The following is a 16,801-nucleotide window of genomic DNA, read 5'->3' on the forward strand; positions in this document are numbered from 1 at the left end:
CCCTGGCGTATGCTGCAAACATAACCCCAGCGTCTTGGAATATTGAATTTTGTCGAGGAGCATATGATGAAAACCAGACAAGTGTATTCGCTAATCGCGGGTTTATTTTTACTGACCCTGTCGGCAATGGCGCAGAACAATGCCAAACCGGAAGCGCAAAAATTGAATGCCGGCGAAGCCGACCTTGCGGCAATCAAACAAACCGCGCTCGATTATGTTGAAGGCTGGTACGAAGGCAACCCCGAACGCATGGAAAGGGCTTTGCACCCCGAATTGGCAAAACGCATCGTGCGTACCGACCCGAAAAGCGGCAGAAGCCGTTTAGACCACATGGGCGCGATGGCATTGGTGCTCGGTGTGCGCGGTGGTGGCGGTAAAAATACGCCGAAAGAAAAACAGATAAAAGAGGTCTACATCCTCGATGTCTTTGGTAACACGGCAAGCGTTAAAGCGGTGATGTCGGATTGGATTGATTATCTGCACATCGCGAAATTTAATGGGCGTTGGGTGATTGTCAATGTATTATGGGAATTGAAACCGCAACAACAATAAATCACATTTTTGCACACGCAAGGCGAGAGCAAGGGAATGAAAAATAAAAGAACCGGTATATTTTTGCTGATTCATTTGTTGGTCATTGCGATGCCCATCAATGCGCAGGAATGGAATCAATGGCGCGGCGCATTGCGCAATGGGGTGGTGAGCGATTTTTCCGCGCCTGCAAACTGGGCGACCCCGCTCAAACAAATCTGGAAAACCCCGGTCGGCAGCGGCTATTCATCGCCTGTGGTGGCGCAATCGAAAATCTATCTTCACACCCGACGTGATGAACAAGAGGTAGTTTCCTGCATTGATTTGACCAGCGGCAAAATCGTCTGGAGTCAAAGCTACGCGGCGCAGTTTGCCAAAAATCAATATGCCGCGCGCATGGGCAAAGGACCGAATTCAACCCCGCTCATTTATGCGGGAAAACTCTACACCCTCGGCGTCACAGCGATTTTGTCGTGCTTTGATGCCAGGAGCGGAAAGCTTAAATGGCGCAAAGATTATTCGCCGTTTGTCGATACCTCGAAACTCTTTTGCGGAACCGCCATGTCGCCGGTTGTGGATAAAGACAAAGTCATCGTTCACGTCGGCGATGACCGCAAAGGCTGGGTCGTGGCTTTTGATGCCGAGAGCGGAAAAGAGAAATGGAAATGGGAAGGCGATGGTCCGGGCTACGCTTCACCGATTATTGTTGACCTCGAAGGCACCCGCCAGTTCGTCACCCTCACGGATAAATCGGTCATCGGCATAGCTGCGGACAGTGGGAAATTATTATGGAAATTTGCTCACGCCGACGAGTGGAATGAAAATATCATCACTCCTGTGTGGTATCAAAAGAGCCTGATTATTTCGGGCGTCAGACAAGGCACACGGGCAATTAAAATCGCAAAAACCGGCGAGAATTGGGCGGCTTCCGAACTCTGGCATAATCCCAAAGTTGCGATGTATATGAGTTCGCCGGTGCTGGATGGCGATTATCTGTATGGACTTTCGACCTTGAAAAAAGGGCAATTCTTCTGCGTCAACGCGCAGACCGGCGAAGCCCTCTGGATGACCGAAGGGCGCAATGCCAATAATGCCACGGTGGTTGCAGCCAGGAATTTTTTGTTTCTGCTTACCGATGATGCCGAGTTGATTGTAGCGGCAAAAGGCAGCAAAGGATTCGAGCAACTTGCGCGCTATACGGTTGCCGATAGCCCGACCTGGTCGCATCCGTTAATTTTTGGGAAACAACTTCTCATCAAAGACGAAAAGAATTTAACCTTGTGGCGTTTTCAATAATCCAGCCAGAACATCAACAGTTGAATCAACCAGAGGATGTTTATGGCAACCCCGCAATTCAATCAACCGCTATCGCGCCGTGATTTCATGTGTCGCGTAATGACCCCCGCTTCAACGCCACTTAGGAAAGCCAAAACTCATCCGGTCTCAAAAACCTGTGAAAGCCCCTGAATATTGCCGGTGATTTCACGAATTCTTGAGTGGGCTTTTCCGGTTAGTCTGTGGCGACGAAAAAATATTTTCTCCTCCTTTGCCCGCCGCCAAAACCGCAAGAATGTTCAAGACAACGCTTTTGCCTTTATTTAATTTCTATCGAGTGACCGTAAAGAAGCAGAAAATTTTTCAAGTATCAGAATTTTGATACCTGGTGTAAGGGGTTTACCGATGAATTCACAAAAACGATGGCTTATTAAAACCTTGGTTCTATTTTTTTTGATGGTGCAATTCGGCTTGATTGGTGTTGCTAATCCGACACCCATTGAATGCCGCAATGCACTCAACTCAACCACGACTGTGGGGTTTGATTCCGAACGCTGGCATATCAAAGACCCCAAGGGGCGCGTCGAAGAGCATCTCGGTCGCCGCAGCCTTTACCTCACCGCTGGCTACGCCTATTTGAAAGATGTGGAATTTGAAAATGGCGTGATTGAAGTCGATATTGCGCCGCCGACGCTCCGCTCGTTTATGGGTATCGTGTTCAGATTTGAAAGCGTCGATGAGCATGAAATTGTCTATTTTCGTCCGCACAAAAGCGGGCTTGATGATGCCGTGCAATACGCCCCTTCGCTCAACGGTTCAACCCCTTGGCAACTCTATAGCGGCAAAGGCTACACTACCGCGACCGATATTCCCAATCAACGATGGGTTCACGTGCGCATCGAAATCGCAGGGCTGGGCGGCAAGGTTTACTTAAATAATGCGCCGCAACCTGTGCTGGTTATCGAAGATTTAAAACGCGGCTACAGTCGGGGTTCCGTGGGACTCTGGGGCGGCGCAAACGGCGGGCACTTCGCCAATTTCACTTATACGGTTGAGCCGGTGAGCGCCAGACCTGAACGCCAACCGCAACCGATACCGGCAGCGATAATCAAACGGTGGGAACTGTCAGAGGCTTTTGAGGTCGAGAAAATCAACCCGGAAACGCTGCCTGCCGCCGCTGAGTTAAACAAATTGAAATGGGACAAAGCCAGTGTCGAAGCGCCCGGAATGTTGGTGATTAATCGCTATCGTCGAGCGCCGGAAATCGTGCGATTTTTCGTTAAACCCGAAGAACGCAGTGGAAAGCGTGAAGGTCGTAGAGCGGTGTATGCGCGGGCAGTGATTTATTCCGACCGCGGGCAAACCAAAAGAATGTCTTTCGGGTACAGCGATGAAGCGACGGTGTTTTTAAATGGTCAACCGCTGTTTACCGGCAAAAGCGCTTTTCGTTTTCGCGACCCGGGTTTTTTAGGAATTATGGATGTGGAAAACGATGCGGTCTATTTGAACCTGAAAAAAGGTCGCAATGAACTCATTCTGGGGGTTGCGGATTATTTCGGCGGCTGGGGGTTGATTTGCCGTTTGGATGATCTACAGGGCATTCGGCTCGAATAAAAGATTAAAAATCGCATTAGCTCTCTCGGAATACTTCAACTGAAAGCGCGATTATTTTAACCAGATGTGAAGCGAAGAGCCAAAGCCTCTCCTGAAGGCAAATAACTAGTCCGTTACTCTTCGCTTCACCTATTCTGTAATCATCGTGCCCGCGCCTTCATCGGTGAAGACTTCATAAAGCAAGGCATTGCGCTTCGACCCGTTGATAATGTGGGCGCTGCGCACGCCGCGACGAATGAGGCTGGCGATTGCGGCAATTTTGGGAAGCATGCCTGCCGACACCACTTTGTTTTTCACTAAGGCTTCGGCTTCATCAACCGTGAGGCGTGAAATGCGCGAAGCCGGGTCGCCTTTATCACGCAGAATGCCGTCAACATCGGTCATCAGAATCAATTTTTCCGCCTGTAATTTTGCGGCGATTTCCGCAGCGATGGTATCGGCATTGATATTGTAAACATTGCCTTGTTCATCTGCGCCAAGCGAGGAAATCACCGGGATGTAATCGTTATCCAACAACAATTCAAGCAAGCGCACATTGATGTCAACAATGTCGCCGACGTGCCCGAAATCAACGGTTTCGATTTGCCCGGTCGCTTCGTTGAGAATTTTTTTTATCTCGCGCCGTTTCGCATGAATGATGTCGCCATCAATCCCTGAAAGCCCGACGGCTGCGGCTCCAGACTTTCTGAGCGCCGCGAGAATATCCATGTTGATTTGTCCTGCGAACACCATCTTGGCGATTTCCAAAGTCTCGTCATCAGTGACGCGCCGCCCGTTGATAATCGTCTGCGCGATGCCTAACCGTTCGGCGACGTTGGTGAGTTGTTTGCCGCCGCCGTGAATCACCGCGACGTGAATGCCGACCTGTTCGCAAAGCGTAATCTCTTCGGCAAGCGCCGCGAGTTGGTCAAAATTTTCGGTGATTTTGCCCGATAGTTTGACGACGAATTTTTTATTCTTGAAACGTTGAATGTAAGGTAACGCTTCGCGCAGCAAATCTAATCGTTCGTTTATCATCAGCCCTCGCTTAATTGCGGATTGCGGATTGGTAACTCAGCGATTGCCTGTTGGCGAATGGCTGGCTTGCGAGACGGCAGCGATTTTGCAGAACCGCAAACGCATCGGTTCGCGCTGTAAAATAACTTCTTCAATCAATCCGCATTTCGCAATCCGCAATCCGCAATTAAAGAATTGATGCCAGCACCGCCTTTTGTACATGCAGGCGATTTTCCGCTTCATCAATTGCCGCCGATTGCGCGCCGTCTAAAACGGCGTCGGTGACAATGACATTGCGGCGCACCGGCAGACAATGCATAAACCAACCCGCATCGGTTGAGCGCATCACCGCTTCATCTATGCGCCAGTGTTTGTATTGTTCACGCGCGGCAATATCGCCCGCCGCGTTGCCGTAAAAATCTTTGCTGCCCCAGCTTTTCGCATAAATGATTTTTGCGCCCGCTGAGGCTTCGCGGTAATCGCGTGAAATCTCGACGTTTCCGCCGTTGGCGTTGGCGGCGTTATGCACTTGCTGCATAATCTCGTCGCCCAAATCGTATTCCGGCGGACAGGCGATGGTTAAATCCAGACCGAATTGCGCGGCGATGAGCGCAAATGAATTGGGCACCGCCATCGGGAGTGTCCGTGGATGCCATGCCCAGGACAACACGACTCGCTGATGATTGAGGGAGCCGAGTTTTTCACGAATCGTCATAATGTCAGTAAGCGATTGAAACGGATGAAAGCGCGACGACTCTAAATTGAACACCGGCACATCGCTGTATTTAGCAAAACCGCGCACCACACGGTCTTGCATATCTTCTGCAAACTCCTGCATCTCTGGAAAGGCGCGAACTCCTATGGCGGTGACATAACGCGACAGCACGCGCGCCGCTTCGATGATGTGTTCGGCTTTGTCTGTATCCATCACCACGTTTTCGCGGTACTCCAGATTCCAGGTGCCTTTGCCAATATCCAATGCAGTGGCATTGCCGCCGAGTTCATAAATCGCAATCTCCATAGAGGTGCGGGTGCGCAGCGAAGGGTTGAAAAAAATCAATGCAACGCTGCGTCCCGCAAGCGGTTTCTCGTTGTATTCGCGGGCTTTCATTTTCGCCGCGAGGTCAATCAGCGCGGTGAGTTCGGCGGTGGTGAAATCGCCTGTGTTTAAAAAATCTTTGCCTTTAATGTTCATCCTGTTTTGTAAGTTGTTACTCTCCTTTTAAACCGGAACCCCTGTGGCTTTCACATTGCTGATGGTTTCCAGGGCTTCCTGCAAATCGCCGATGATGTCTTCGACCGGTTCGAGTCCCGCGCTGATGCGAATGCCGCCGGGGTCTATGCCAGCCTTTTGCTGTTCTTTTGCAGGAATCACCGAATGAGTCATCGACGCCGGATGCTCAATCAGGGTGCGAACCTGTCCAAGCGAAACCGCAAGCGTAATGGTCACGGCATTGTCTGCGAGGTAATCCATCATCTGGCGTCCGGCTTCGCGCGCCGCTTCGGCTGCGCCTTTCAAGACGAAATAAATCATGATGCCGGGCGAAAAATTACCGTTGATGTCAACCATCTGCCGACGCGCAAGCTCATACTGCGGATGGCTTTCGAGTCCCGGATAATAGACGCGCTCGATGAGTGGATGGGCTTCGAGAAACTGGGCAATCCGCATCGCCGATTCAATCTGTTGACGTGAACGTATGGCAAGCGTCGGCAAGCCATGCACCAGCGGTTGCCAGGCGGAACGCGGGCTGAGCGACGCGCCGAAATCTTTGCGAAACAGCAACACATCCGGTTCAAGCAGTTCGGGACCAATCCACACGCCACCCATATCCGTGCCAAATCCGCCGATGTTTTTCGTCAGCGAATGACAGACGACATCCGCGCCAAGCGTCAGCGGTCTTTGCGAAAACGGCGTCGCAAAAGTGTTATCCACGACGATGAAAACTTTACGCGATTTGCCGCGCTGGCGATTTACGCGCTCAACTGCCGCGCGAATCGCCCCGATGTCAATGATTTCAAGCGTTGGATTGGTAGGCGTTTCAAAATAGATGACCATCACATCATCGGTTAAAAGTTTTTCGACTGCATCGACCTGTTTCATATCAACCAGTTTCGCTTTGACGCCGAAACGCGGCATCCAGTTCGTCAGCAGCGAATAGGTGCAGCCATAAAGATTTTGATGCGCCAGAATGGTGTCGCCGGTTTTGACCAACACACCGAGCGCCGCGCTGATTGCCGCCATTCCGGTTGAAAAACAGACGGCGCATTCGCCTTCTTCAATCGCCGCGAGTTTGTCTTCGAGCATCGAACGCGAAGGTTCGTCCAGCCGGTCATAGATATAAATCGGCGGATGGGTGTGGCGGTTAAATTCGGGATTGGCGAAATGCTGAAAACCTTCCGCGCCGCGTTCCGCGCTCTCTAAACGATATGCCGCAGACGCGGAAATCGGCGGAATGATGTGGTCTTTGTAATCCCAGTGAACCGAATAAAAATCACCATGAATCAGGCGAGTCTCTTTTTGATATTTGCGACGAGATTTTTTTTCTTCGCTCATCACTTGCGCTCCTTTGGAAGAAATTCTCGTGCCTGCTTATATGATGATTGTCGAAAGCGCCTGCAAAAACAAGTCTATCTCTTGGCGCTTTAAGGTAAGCGGCGGCAACAGTCTGAGGACGCTCGCATCGTCGGCAAGCCCGGTGATGATTTTCTTTTCAAGCAAGCCCTGTTGATAGGGCTTTGCCGAATCGCTTGTGAATTTGATACCGATGAGATAACCAAGCCCGCGAACCTCTTCGACGAAATCGAGATTGCGGAGTTCATTCAATAAATAGGCAGAATTGACGCGAACATTTTCCAAAAGGTGTTCATCACGTATCACATCAATGGTCGCTTCAAGCGCGGCTGAGGCGATGGGTCCGCCGCCAAAGGTGGTTCCTAAATCGCTGGTCTTGATATGCGCGGCAATGGTTTCAGTCATCAAGACTGCCCCCATCGGGATGCCACTGGCAATACCCTTTGCGGTCGAAATCATATCGGGTTGCACACCGAAATGACCTGCAAAGAAAAATTCGCCGGTGCGCCCCATGCCGGTTTGCACTTCGTCGTAAATGAGAAACGCGCCGTGCGTGTCGCAGAGTTCGCGCAAGGCTTGATAAAACGCCGCGTCACCCATGCGCGCGCCGCCCATCGATTGAATCGGCTCCAGCAGAATCGCCGCCGTATCGGAATCCATCAAGGCTTCAACCGAACCAATGTCGCCGAATTTGGCATAGACGTGACCGTCGAGCATCGGGCGCGCGCCTTCGCGATATTTCGGAAGCCCGGTTGCCGCAAGCGACCCCGGCGTGCGCCCGTGAAAACTGCCGTCAAACGAAATGACTTTCAATTTGCCGGTGATTTTGCGGGCGAGTTTGATGGCGTTTTCGTTGGCTTCGGTTCCCGAATTTACGAAAAAGACTTTGGCGAAAACCCCGGGCGCGCATTCGATAAATTTTTTCGCGGCGCGCGCCCGCGTATCGTTATAAACCAGATTGGAATAAAAAATAATTTTCGCTGCCTGGTCGCTGATGGCTTGCACGATGCGCGGATGTGAATGCCCCGTTGAGACAACAGCGTGTCCACCATAAAGGTCTAAATATTTTTCACCTTCCGTGGTGTACACCCACACGTCTTCGCCGCGTTCGATAACGAACGGAAATTTTTTATAAGTTGCGACCTGATATTTTTCTTCAACGTCAATGATGTTTTCTAATTTTGGTTGCATAGAGATTTGTCCATAGTCGGTAGCCAGTAGTCGGTAGCCAGTAGTTTGAATCTTGCTACGGACTCCTGACTACTGACTGTTAAGGATTGGTTCCGGCAACGACCAGACTGGTTCGTTCTTCAACGGCGAACATCAAGTTCATATTTTGAATCGCCTGTCCCGCCGCGCCTTTGACTAAATTATCGAGCGCCACGAATACGACAACCGTATCGCCGCTTGCTGCCCATCCGATGTCTGTAAAGTTAGTGCCCTTGACCCAATTAATATCGGGCGAGCCACTGACGAGACGAATAAAAAATTCGTTGCCGTAAAAATCGCGCAGAATGCCGCCGACTTCGTCATGCGTCATCGCTACACGCGTGGTGAAATAGATTGAAGCGAAGATGCCGCGCACCGTTGGCAGCGAATGCGTCTGCATAATGAGCGTTGCATCCTGCGACCAGTCGCTGTTGACCGACGAGAGCAGTTGTTCAACTTCGGGTTGATGCTGATGCTCCAGAATTTTATAGGCGTAAAAACTGTTGGCGCGTTTCGGATGATGCGTGCCGGCGGCAGCTTTTGCGCCCGAACCGGATGAACCGGTCTTCATATCGGCGATGATTTTTCCGGTCACCATTCCCGAAGCGATGAACGGATACAATCCAAGCTCAAGCGCCGTTGCAAAACAACCGGGATTGGCAATGCGCGAAGCCTGTTTGATTTGTGTGCGATTGACCTCGGTGAGTCCGTAAACAAACTGGCGTTGCGCGTCCATCGCCGAATGCTCGCGCCCGTAGGCTTCTTTGAAAATGTCCGCATCGGTTAAGCGAAAATCCCCCGATAAATCAACGATTTTTACATTCGCAGGAATTTGCGGCACGATGTCCATCGCCTGACCATGCGGCAATCCTAAGAAAACACAATCGAGGTCTGCGAAATCGCGCGTGTCATGGGTCGAAGCAAAAGTTAAATCCGTCAGCTTCGCTAAATTGGGATGCACCGCATCAACCCGTTTGCCCGCGTGTTCATTCGCTGTTACCAGTTTGATTTCGACCTGCGGATGAAATAACAGGAAGCGCAACAATTCGCTTCCGCCGTAACCTGAGCCGCCGATAATGCCGATTTTTATCATGTCAACTTCCTGAAGATTTATTCACCACAGAGACCCAGAGCAAATAAAAAATATAACCCGGTTTGAATGATTCTTTTCTTCTCTCTATTAAATATCTCAGTGCCTGGGTGTCTCTGTAGTTATCTTATAAAATCCTGAGGTTCCAATTATTGACCTTGTTTTGAACAATCTGCGCCAGCCGTTCGCCCGTATGCACAGCATTAGCAGCTTCGAGTCCGAGTTCGGTTCGCACATACGCTGCGCCCATCTGCGAATCGGTGACTGCGCCGGATACCACATCAATCTTGACGCCGCGTCTTGCCAGCAGTTCGCGCCCGCCCCACGCGCCGACGAAATCGCTGGCGCAAAACACCAATACGGCAGTCGCTTTCATTAATTCATCGTCGGCGAAAATCGTATCGACGCCGTAACCGCCTAAAATGCCATCACCCATTTCGATGACGATGCAATCGGGTTCCTCTTTGCAGAGTTCGTTTATCACCCCTTTGGCGATGGGCGCGAGGTTATCGACATTTACCGTCGAAGGCAGCCCGCAATCGAGAAAACTCAGAGTTTTCACCGCCCCGTGGTCGTGCATATTCAAAGTGTCGCGCAAACAGGCAACGCCCGAAAGCTTCGCTGCGGCAACCCGCATTCCTGCGCGCGCCAGATGCTTGATGATTTCGGTTGCCGCATAAGTTTTGCCGGAATTCATACAGGTTCCCGCGACCATAACGATTGGTGTAGTGATTTTAGCAGTCGGCAGCGGCGCAATCGCGTTTTCCGAAATGTTTAAAATTTTTCCGGCGCGCACCGGCATGCCGATGACTTCGACTTCGATGGCGTTGCTCAAACTGTGATGATGCCCTTTGCATTCGCCGACGAGTCCGCCGAGATTCAATAGGTGCAAACGGTCGCCCGCTTTGATGGATTGGGGCACATCGCCGATGAAACCTTTCAAAGCGCGCCGGAAACCTAAAACGCCCGCGATGATGTCGCCCGGATTGATTTTCGCCATTCTGCCTGTAACCAATTCAAGGGTGTTGTAAGTTGCGTTGTCGGTAATCGTGCGCACGATGACGACGTTGCCGGCGTGGGCTTCGCAATCTTTGGTGATTTCCAGATCGTGCGAGAGGTGCAGATTCACCGTAGCCGACGCGACTTTATCCACACGCACCAGGTGTAAATCGGTGGCATATTGATTTTCGCTTTCATCCATCGTAGAGGTCAGTTTTTCTTTGGCTTGTAACATGGTCTTCTCTCCTTGAAGAAACGATGAACGATGAGTTCGGATTCATTTCAAAAGTTCATCGTTCATCGTTCATCGTTATTTTTGTTCGGCTGCGAGTTTTCTCAGTCTCAATCTCAAAGCATTCAACTTGATAAAGCCTTCGGCATCGCGCTGGTTGTAAACCGTATCGCGTTCAAAGGTGGCGAAAGCTTCCGAGTAGAGCGAGTAGGGCGATTGGCGACCGACCACCGTGCAATTGCCTTTGTAAAGTTTCAGACGCGCTGTGCCTGTGACATTCTTTTGCGTCTCATCCAAAAGCGCGCGAATCGCTTCAAACTCCGGCGTGTACCAGAAGCCGTAATAGATCATTTCGGCGATGCGCGGCGCGAGCGAATCTTTGAGGTGCATCACTTCGCGGTCTAAGGCGAGCGATTCGACGGCGCGATGCGCGGCGTGCAAAATCGTCGCGCCCGGCGTTTCATACACGCCGCGAGATTTCATGCCGACGAAACGATTTTCGACAAGGTCAACCCGACCGACGCCATGTTCGCCGCCGATTTTATTCAGACGGTCAAGCAAAGCGGCGGGCGACAGCGGTTCATGGTTGACGGTCACGGGTACGCCCGCTTCAAATCCGACCTCGACATACTCGGCTTTGTCCGGCGCGTCTTCGGGCGCTTTCGTCAAGATGAAAATTTCTTTCGGAGGTTCCGCCCAGGGGTCTTCGAGAATGCCGCCTTCATAACTGATGTGCATTAAATTGCGATCCATCGAATAGGGTTTATCTTTGGTGGCGGTAACCGGAATGTTGTACTTTTCGGCATAAGCAATCAGGTCTGAACGCGATTTGAATTCCCACTCGCGCCACGGGGCAATGACTTTGATTTGCGGCTCCAAAGCGTAATAGGTGAGTTCAAAGCGCACCTGATCATTGCCTTTGCCGGTTGCGCCGTGGGCGACTGCCTGCGCTCTTTCTTTTCGAGCGATTTCGATATGGCGTTTGGCAATCAGCGGGCGGGCAAGCGAGGTGCCCATCAAATAGACGCCTTCGTACACGGCGTTGGCTTGAATCGCCGTGAAGACGAAATCGCGCACGAACTCTTCGGTTAAATCTTCGACATAAAGTTTCGATGCGCCCGTGGCTTTGGCTTTTTCATCAAGCCCCGTGAGTTCTTCGGCTTGCCCGATATCTGCGGCGTAGCAGACGACTTCGCAACCATAGGTCTCTTTGAGCCAGCGCAAAATCACCGAAGTGTCGAGTCCGCCGGAATACGCCAGCACGACTTTCTCTATTTTTTCATCAGACATTTATCATTCCTCCAAAAATGTTTAGAGGCGGCGTCGAGCCGCCCGCATATGAATCGCATTCAATGAATAAAAATTTCAACGGCTGAGGCGAGGCTTTGACAGCCCAAAAAGTTTCCGTATCGCCTGAATTGCCGCTTTTTGATTTGCCAAATCTTTCACCGCAATAAACACCGTGTCATCGCCCGCCAGCGTCCCGACGATGGTTTTGAGATTCGCGTAATCAATTTTCAAAGCCACAGGTTGCGCCTGTCCCACTTCAGTTTTCAGCACGATGAGATGATCGCCTGCCGTATTCAACTCAATTCTCGGCAGGGTAACGCCCGCGCCGTTCAGTTGCGGGGCGACATAACGCCCGCCGAGTTTGGTGAGGCGCAGTTCGACAATATCGCGCGAGACGCTTGATTGGGTCGCATCAATGCCGCGCGCCGACAGGCGTTTAACCAGTTCTTCCTGGGTGCCGACGGCGTGCGCTTTGATAATTTCAAGTATCTTTTTCTGCCGCTCTCTTTTCATAAGTCATTTCGGTTTATGCAAAAGTTTGCATATTTTTTGCATAAACATTCAAAAAGATGAATAAGTATGCACTTTAGTTGCGGCTGCGTCAAATCTTTTTTTTGAGAAAATTGATCTTGAGGAGTACGGCTTATCGTTTCGGAGAATTATTAGGGATTGAGGATTCAGCAAAAAGTTTTAAAACTTGAGCGGATGGATAGGTTGACAAAGATGCAACAGCATTTGCCAACTCTATTGGAAGCAATCCATTTTCATGCTTACTGCTTAATATATTGGGTAAGGTCTGCAAAATACGACTCAACCCTATAACATTATCTAACCTTGGGTTTGAAATAAAGTTTTTCATTTCGCAACTAACTGGAATTGTAAGTACAAAGCGATAACGTTCACCGATTGTAACAAAGGCTTTTGCTCCGTAATTTGTATCTTGACCATATAAATAGGCAGTGTTTGAGGAACGGTGTTGAATTTCCTCACAGATATATTCGTGGTTCGGAATGAATATATGATTGGCAGGCGCATTTCTTCCAATTAGATTTAAGTAATCAACAAATGTTCCCGTTTTTTCTTGACCTATGAGGTAAATAGGAACGTTTTGCTCAAGCGCAAATAGGAAAAAACGACGAATCGGCGCAACTAATTTTGAGTAGTGAGCGCGAAGTTGTAAGGGGCCATCTTTCAAAAATAAACACCGCCGTAATATTTGGCGATTGGTTTCCCAAAAATGTCGTACCCCTGTGAAAAGGAGCAGTAATTCGTGGATGTTCATATAGGCTGACGCAACGGTTTCACGAGCCGCTTCTTCTGCCATTTCAAGGTGAAAACCAAGCATATCTGAAATGAATATTTCTTTGCCACACGTCGGACAATTTCCTTTTTCTGCATCATAAGGCAGAGTTGCGTCGTTGCTTTCGCAATGCGGGCATTGAAACGGCGGTAATGATTTTGTTTTGCCTGACCATTTTTCGTATGCCAACCATTTTAGCGTTTCAATCGGCTCGCCGTTGAGCGAATCGTCTTTGAGGGATTCATAAATGATTTGACGAACAGCTTGAGAAACTGAAACGCCTGGCACTTTAATGTGGCGAAGTGGAAACACTGTAGCATGGTATAATGCAGAATCTGCCATTAAATCACGCAGTTCAAAAGGGTGTGGCGACTCTCTGTCAATTTTGTTCAATGCTATTTGGTCGAGTCGCAGAAGTGCGGTTTTGATAAAAGCTAAGGCTTTATATGGGGGTGTTTCGTCTTGAATAGGTTGCCAAGAGCCGTCAACACTAAAAATTATATCAAGCGGCAGTTTTGCCGACGGAAACGATTCCCAGTAAACAGTATCAGTTTCTTCACCCTTTGATGGTTGTTCAAAACTAGCCACTAATTTTTGAACAAGGGAACTTTTCAAAACTTCGAGATGCCCAAGTTTACTAGCTTTCTCACTAGGTAAGTTTTTTCCAGCTTGATAAGGCATAGGTTACTTCCCATCTTGTACTTTTGGCTCAAACTTAAAAGCTTGCACAGGAACCACAAAACGATGTGAGCGCGTCAACATCCTAATATAGCCGGGGGTTTTGGCGCGAAGAATATCATCCTTCAAACTCTCATAAGCTACATTCATCTTGGCTAGTGCATTCACTTCATCTTGCGATGACAAATGAGCAATAAAAAAGTTTTCCGTTTGCGCCAATAAGTCCCCATTTACTGTTGTCGGCGACTGTGTTGAATAAACCATACCGATTTGATACTTTGCGCCTTCCTTCGCGAAGCGATTGTAAATTTTCGTTGGGTCTTCGTGGCGCGGGAAAAGATTATGCGCCTCTTCAAAATAAATTTGAATGAAATGATTTCCTAAACGATCATTACTGAATTTCTCAACTTGATGCTCAAAAACTGCGTTAGAAAGCATATCTGAAAAGTAATCTCTGAGTGTCGGATGTGCATTTCCTAAATCCAAAATGACTGTTTGGCCTTCGTCTAAAGTTTGCAAAACACCTCGCACGAAATTGTCAGCGTTTGGGTCGTGATATCTTCTATAAGGAGAGATCAAAGATGTTCCGCTCCGTCCGGTTTGCGGCTCTAGAAACTCCAACAAATGAATATCGTCGGTATCAAAAATTGAGCCGCCACTGCCAGTAGAAATTAAGGCGGCGTGGTTAGGATTGTCACGGCGAAACCGATTGATATTTTCAAGTTCTTGTTGTAGCGAGCTAAGGTTTTGCGGTTGGGCGGGAAGCGCGGAAGCGTCTTGAGCGCGGTATACAGCCATTCGTAGGTTTTGATTAAAATTTGGATTGAATCCGATTGGTCTTATTCCAGTGGGAGCAGAATTTTGTAGTCGTGTTTCGTTAGCTTGAAAGCCTGCTTTGAACAAAATTGCCCAAAACATTTGAATTTTTCTCACTGCTCTATTTCGTTCGCCGCCGGGCGGCATTTTATAAACTTCATCTAAAGCGGGAAGTTCGACACTTGCATAACTAGCAACGTAACCGGAAAGCCTGTTATCTTGCGCCAGAAAACTATAAATAATGCCTTGTGAACTATCGGGCTGCTCGTAAAAATTCAATTTTAATGGCTTTGATTCGCGTTTTTCTTTTTTAGTCAAAGCATAAACTTCACATCTGTCTGGGTAAACTGTTGGCAAAGATGTGTTTTGCGGATTGTCGTTAGCATATTCACCATTGATGTCAAAAATCAATTGCCCGACGGTTGTTTGTTTTTCATTTTTCCGTTTCTGGTAAGTTTCAAGCAAACTTTGTGCAAGCAATTTGACAACATTGCTTTTCCCGAGCCGTGTTTTGCCAAACATTGCTGTCCTTGCTCCGAGAAAGTCCGTTGTCGAAACGCAAACGTCAACTTTCGGTTGTGCTTTATTCGGCAATGGCAAACGACATTCGGTCAAACGCAAGTTTCCGATTGGGAATTGGTTTTCGGTTGCAACCAAACTGTTAATAACAAGATTCAATAAATTATCATCGGGCGCATAAACCTTGTACTTATGTGCACTGACGAAGTTATTCACATCACCAGAAAACTCAACTGTATCGTCTTGGTGAGGGTGGGGGTAGAACATTCCTAAAACCCCTGTTGTTAATGCGCCCCATTGCAACTCCGCTTGAGTGAATCGGTCTAGCTCAGGCATCGATTTCTTCTGGAGTTCAAAATAAGTTTGCTGCGTTTCTTTTGAAAGAGGCGTCGGTGCAGAATCAAGAACGCGCAGCAAGGTAAAATGAGGTGTTTCGATGGAATCTTTAAGTGCTGGAGTCATAATCAGTAGCGAATTGCGCGGAACGCCACCGACGGCGATTTTGAAAGGATCTGAGGTGATAATTGTTATTGTGTCGTAACCAATATCAAGAACATAACCGACAAAGCGAAGTTCAGAATATTTTTTCGCTATTTCATTAGCGGTTTCACGCTCTAAAAACTCTTTGAGTATGCGTAGGGGATGTGTTTGTTGGGCGGCTTGATTGAAAAAAGTTTGCATCAGTTTAATCCTCCTCTGTTTTTATAACTTGTAATGAGAACCTCACCTGAATTATTTGACAGAATTCCGGGTCTTCGCCCTGTGCCTTTTGGAATAGAATGGATTTTATAACCTTTGAATAAATTTGTAATTTCAGGATGGCTGGAAGTTGTTAATGCCCAATGAAGACCCCGTTTCTTTGCTCGTATTAAAGTGCTTGCCAATCGCTGATGGTCAGCAAAACTAAACTGCTGTCCCACATAATGTGCATGAATTTGCTCTTTATCACCTGGGCGATATGGAGGGTCGAGAAATAGAAAATCTCCTGTTTCGCAATTATCAATGACTGTTTCAAAATCTGCACATTTCAATTGTATACCCTTCAATGCTTTTGAAGTCAGAAGTAACGTTTCTTCTGTGATAACCCAACGCCTATCCTGTCCGCCGTACCCAACATTGAATTCCCCATTTGTATTGTGCCGCCACATTCCTTTGAAACAAGTGCGATTTAAGTAAAGCATTCGCGCAGCACGTTCTGGAAGAGAACTAGCCTCACTTTTATCACGGATTTTGTGATAACTATTTTTATTATTGCCAAACGAATGGTACAGTTTCCAAACAATGTGCGGTGCATAACGAACGCCACAATAAATGTCTATTAAATCGGAGTTGATGTCAGAAAGAAGAGCCTGCGAAGGGTTTAAATAAAAAAATAACGCTCCGCCTCCAACAAACGGCTCCACATATTTACCAGTTATTTGCTCAGCAGTTGGAATATGTGGAATGAGAAAACTCAATAACCGCCGCTTGCCACCTGGGTAACGAATTAGATGCGCTATTTGACTCATTTATTATAAATGTAACTTAAAGGGGTAATACGTTTCTTCCTCACTCCTAACCACATCATAGACGAATTGCTAAATTCCTGATTTCAAGAATATGCCAAAAATAATATGACTGATTTGGGGCTGTCACCCAATCAAAATAACAGGAGAAATCTAGCATAAAATTTTTGTACAA

The 16,801-nt window shown here is 48.4% G+C and carries 14 protein-coding genes; 3 read left to right on the forward strand and 11 right to left on the reverse strand.

The window, feature by feature from the left end; all coding sequences use genetic code 11:
* The first annotated feature begins 63 nt into the window (after window positions 1–63).
* From AB1757_01385 to AB1757_01395, 3 genes are all read left to right on the forward strand, one after another.
* On the forward strand, window positions 64–552 hold the full coding sequence (locus AB1757_01385) for a nuclear transport factor 2 family protein (protein ID MEW6125688.1): 489 nt from the start codon (window positions 64–66) through the stop codon (window positions 550–552).
* Window positions 553–588: 36 nt separating this feature from the next.
* The gene (locus tag AB1757_01390; GenBank protein ID MEW6125689.1) at window positions 589–1,827 is read left to right on the forward strand and encodes a PQQ-binding-like beta-propeller repeat protein; all 1,239 of its coding nucleotides are present in this window, start codon (window positions 589–591) and stop codon (window positions 1,825–1,827) included.
* A gap of 384 nt (window positions 1,828–2,211) precedes the next feature.
* Window positions 2,212–3,420 (forward strand): hypothetical protein, encoded by a 1,209-nt coding sequence (locus AB1757_01395; protein MEW6125690.1) that lies wholly within the window; start codon window positions 2,212–2,214, stop codon window positions 3,418–3,420.
* A 129-nt stretch (window positions 3,421–3,549) separates the two neighbouring features.
* On the opposite strand, the gene argB is transcribed toward AB1757_01395, so the two are convergent.
* The 11 genes from argB to AB1757_01450 all read right to left on the reverse strand — a co-directional run bounded on the left by argB (window position 3,550) and on the right by AB1757_01450 (window position 16,629).
* Window positions 3,550–4,437 carry an acetylglutamate kinase gene (gene argB / locus AB1757_01400; protein MEW6125691.1) on the reverse strand — a complete coding sequence of 296 codons (888 nt, stop codon included), beginning with the start codon at window positions 4,435–4,437 and terminating at the stop codon, window positions 3,550–3,552.
* Between the two features lie 166 nt (window positions 4,438–4,603).
* Window positions 4,604–5,611, reverse strand: coding sequence for an N-acetylornithine carbamoyltransferase (locus tag AB1757_01405; protein ID MEW6125692.1), 1,008 nt, complete (start codon window positions 5,609–5,611; stop codon window positions 4,604–4,606).
* 27 nt (window positions 5,612–5,638) lie between these two features.
* Window positions 5,639–6,970 carry a PLP-dependent aspartate aminotransferase family protein gene (locus AB1757_01410; GenBank protein MEW6125693.1) on the reverse strand — a complete coding sequence of 444 codons (1,332 nt, stop codon included), beginning with the start codon at window positions 6,968–6,970 and terminating at the stop codon, window positions 5,639–5,641.
* A gap of 36 nt (window positions 6,971–7,006) precedes the next feature.
* Entirely contained in the window at window positions 7,007–8,179 is a 1,173-nt protein-coding gene (locus AB1757_01415) for an aspartate aminotransferase family protein (GenBank protein MEW6125694.1), read from the reverse strand.
* A gap of 79 nt (window positions 8,180–8,258) precedes the next feature.
* Entirely contained in the window at window positions 8,259–9,290 is a 1,032-nt protein-coding gene (gene argC, locus AB1757_01420) for an N-acetyl-gamma-glutamyl-phosphate reductase (protein MEW6125695.1), read from the reverse strand.
* 124 nt (window positions 9,291–9,414) lie between these two features.
* A complete protein-coding gene (locus AB1757_01425; protein ID MEW6125696.1) occupies window positions 9,415–10,521 on the reverse strand; it encodes a hypothetical protein in 1,107 nt (368 codons plus the stop codon).
* 75 nt (window positions 10,522–10,596) lie between these two features.
* Window positions 10,597–11,808, reverse strand: a complete 1,212-nt coding sequence (locus AB1757_01430; protein ID MEW6125697.1) for an argininosuccinate synthase — start codon at window positions 11,806–11,808, stop codon at window positions 10,597–10,599.
* A 75-nt stretch (window positions 11,809–11,883) separates the two neighbouring features.
* On the reverse strand, window positions 11,884–12,321 hold the full coding sequence (locus AB1757_01435; GenBank protein MEW6125698.1) for an arginine repressor: 438 nt from the start codon (window positions 12,319–12,321) through the stop codon (window positions 11,884–11,886).
* 130 nt (window positions 12,322–12,451) lie between these two features.
* On the reverse strand, window positions 12,452–13,789 hold the full coding sequence (locus tag AB1757_01440) for a hypothetical protein (GenBank protein ID MEW6125699.1): 1,338 nt from the start codon (window positions 13,787–13,789) through the stop codon (window positions 12,452–12,454).
* Between the two features lie 3 nt (window positions 13,790–13,792).
* A complete protein-coding gene (locus AB1757_01445; GenBank protein ID MEW6125700.1) occupies window positions 13,793–15,802 on the reverse strand; it encodes a DUF87 domain-containing protein in 2,010 nt (669 codons plus the stop codon).
* Window positions 15,802–16,629 (reverse strand): Dam family site-specific DNA-(adenine-N6)-methyltransferase, encoded by an 828-nt coding sequence (locus AB1757_01450; GenBank protein MEW6125701.1) that lies wholly within the window; start codon window positions 16,627–16,629, stop codon window positions 15,802–15,804. Before AB1757_01450 ends, AB1757_01445 begins: the two co-directional genes overlap by 1 nt.
* Window positions 16,630–16,801: the final 172 nt, after the last annotated feature.

This window comes from Acidobacteriota bacterium, assembly GCA_040754075.1.
Classification (GTDB): domain Bacteria; phylum Acidobacteriota; class Blastocatellia; order UBA7656; family UBA7656; genus JBFMDH01.

What these genes read in the sequence shown, in the direction of transcription:
- AB1757_01385 (MEW6125688.1), top strand. Translation starts at nt 64, where the DNA reads ATGATGAAAACCAGACAAGTGTATTCGCTAATCGCGGGTTTATTTTTA.
- AB1757_01390 (MEW6125689.1), top strand. Translation starts at nt 589, where the DNA reads ATGAAAAATAAAAGAACCGGTATATTTTTGCTGATTCATTTGTTGGTC.
- AB1757_01395 (MEW6125690.1), top strand. Translation starts at nt 2,212, where the DNA reads ATGAATTCACAAAAACGATGGCTTATTAAAACCTTGGTTCTATTTTTT.
- argB (MEW6125691.1), bottom strand. Translation starts at nt 4,437, where the DNA reads ATGATAAACGAACGATTAGATTTGCTGCGCGAAGCGTTACCTTACATT.
- AB1757_01405 (MEW6125692.1), bottom strand. Translation starts at nt 5,611, where the DNA reads ATGAACATTAAAGGCAAAGATTTTTTAAACACAGGCGATTTCACCACC.
- AB1757_01410 (MEW6125693.1), bottom strand. Translation starts at nt 6,970, where the DNA reads ATGAGCGAAGAAAAAAAATCTCGTCGCAAATATCAAAAAGAGACTCGC.
- AB1757_01415 (MEW6125694.1), bottom strand. Translation starts at nt 8,179, where the DNA reads ATGCAACCAAAATTAGAAAACATCATTGACGTTGAAGAAAAATATCAG.
- argC (MEW6125695.1), bottom strand. Translation starts at nt 9,290, where the DNA reads ATGATAAAAATCGGCATTATCGGCGGCTCAGGTTACGGCGGAAGCGAA.
- AB1757_01425 (MEW6125696.1), bottom strand. Translation starts at nt 10,521, where the DNA reads ATGTTACAAGCCAAAGAAAAACTGACCTCTACGATGGATGAAAGCGAA.
- AB1757_01430 (MEW6125697.1), bottom strand. Translation starts at nt 11,808, where the DNA reads ATGTCTGATGAAAAAATAGAGAAAGTCGTGCTGGCGTATTCCGGCGGA.
- AB1757_01435 (MEW6125698.1), bottom strand. Translation starts at nt 12,321, where the DNA reads ATGAAAAGAGAGCGGCAGAAAAAGATACTTGAAATTATCAAAGCGCAC.
- AB1757_01440 (MEW6125699.1), bottom strand. Translation starts at nt 13,789, where the DNA reads ATGCCTTATCAAGCTGGAAAAAACTTACCTAGTGAGAAAGCTAGTAAA.
- AB1757_01445 (MEW6125700.1), bottom strand. Translation starts at nt 15,802, where the DNA reads ATGCAAACTTTTTTCAATCAAGCCGCCCAACAAACACATCCCCTACGC.
- AB1757_01450 (MEW6125701.1), bottom strand. Translation starts at nt 16,629, where the DNA reads ATGAGTCAAATAGCGCATCTAATTCGTTACCCAGGTGGCAAGCGGCGG.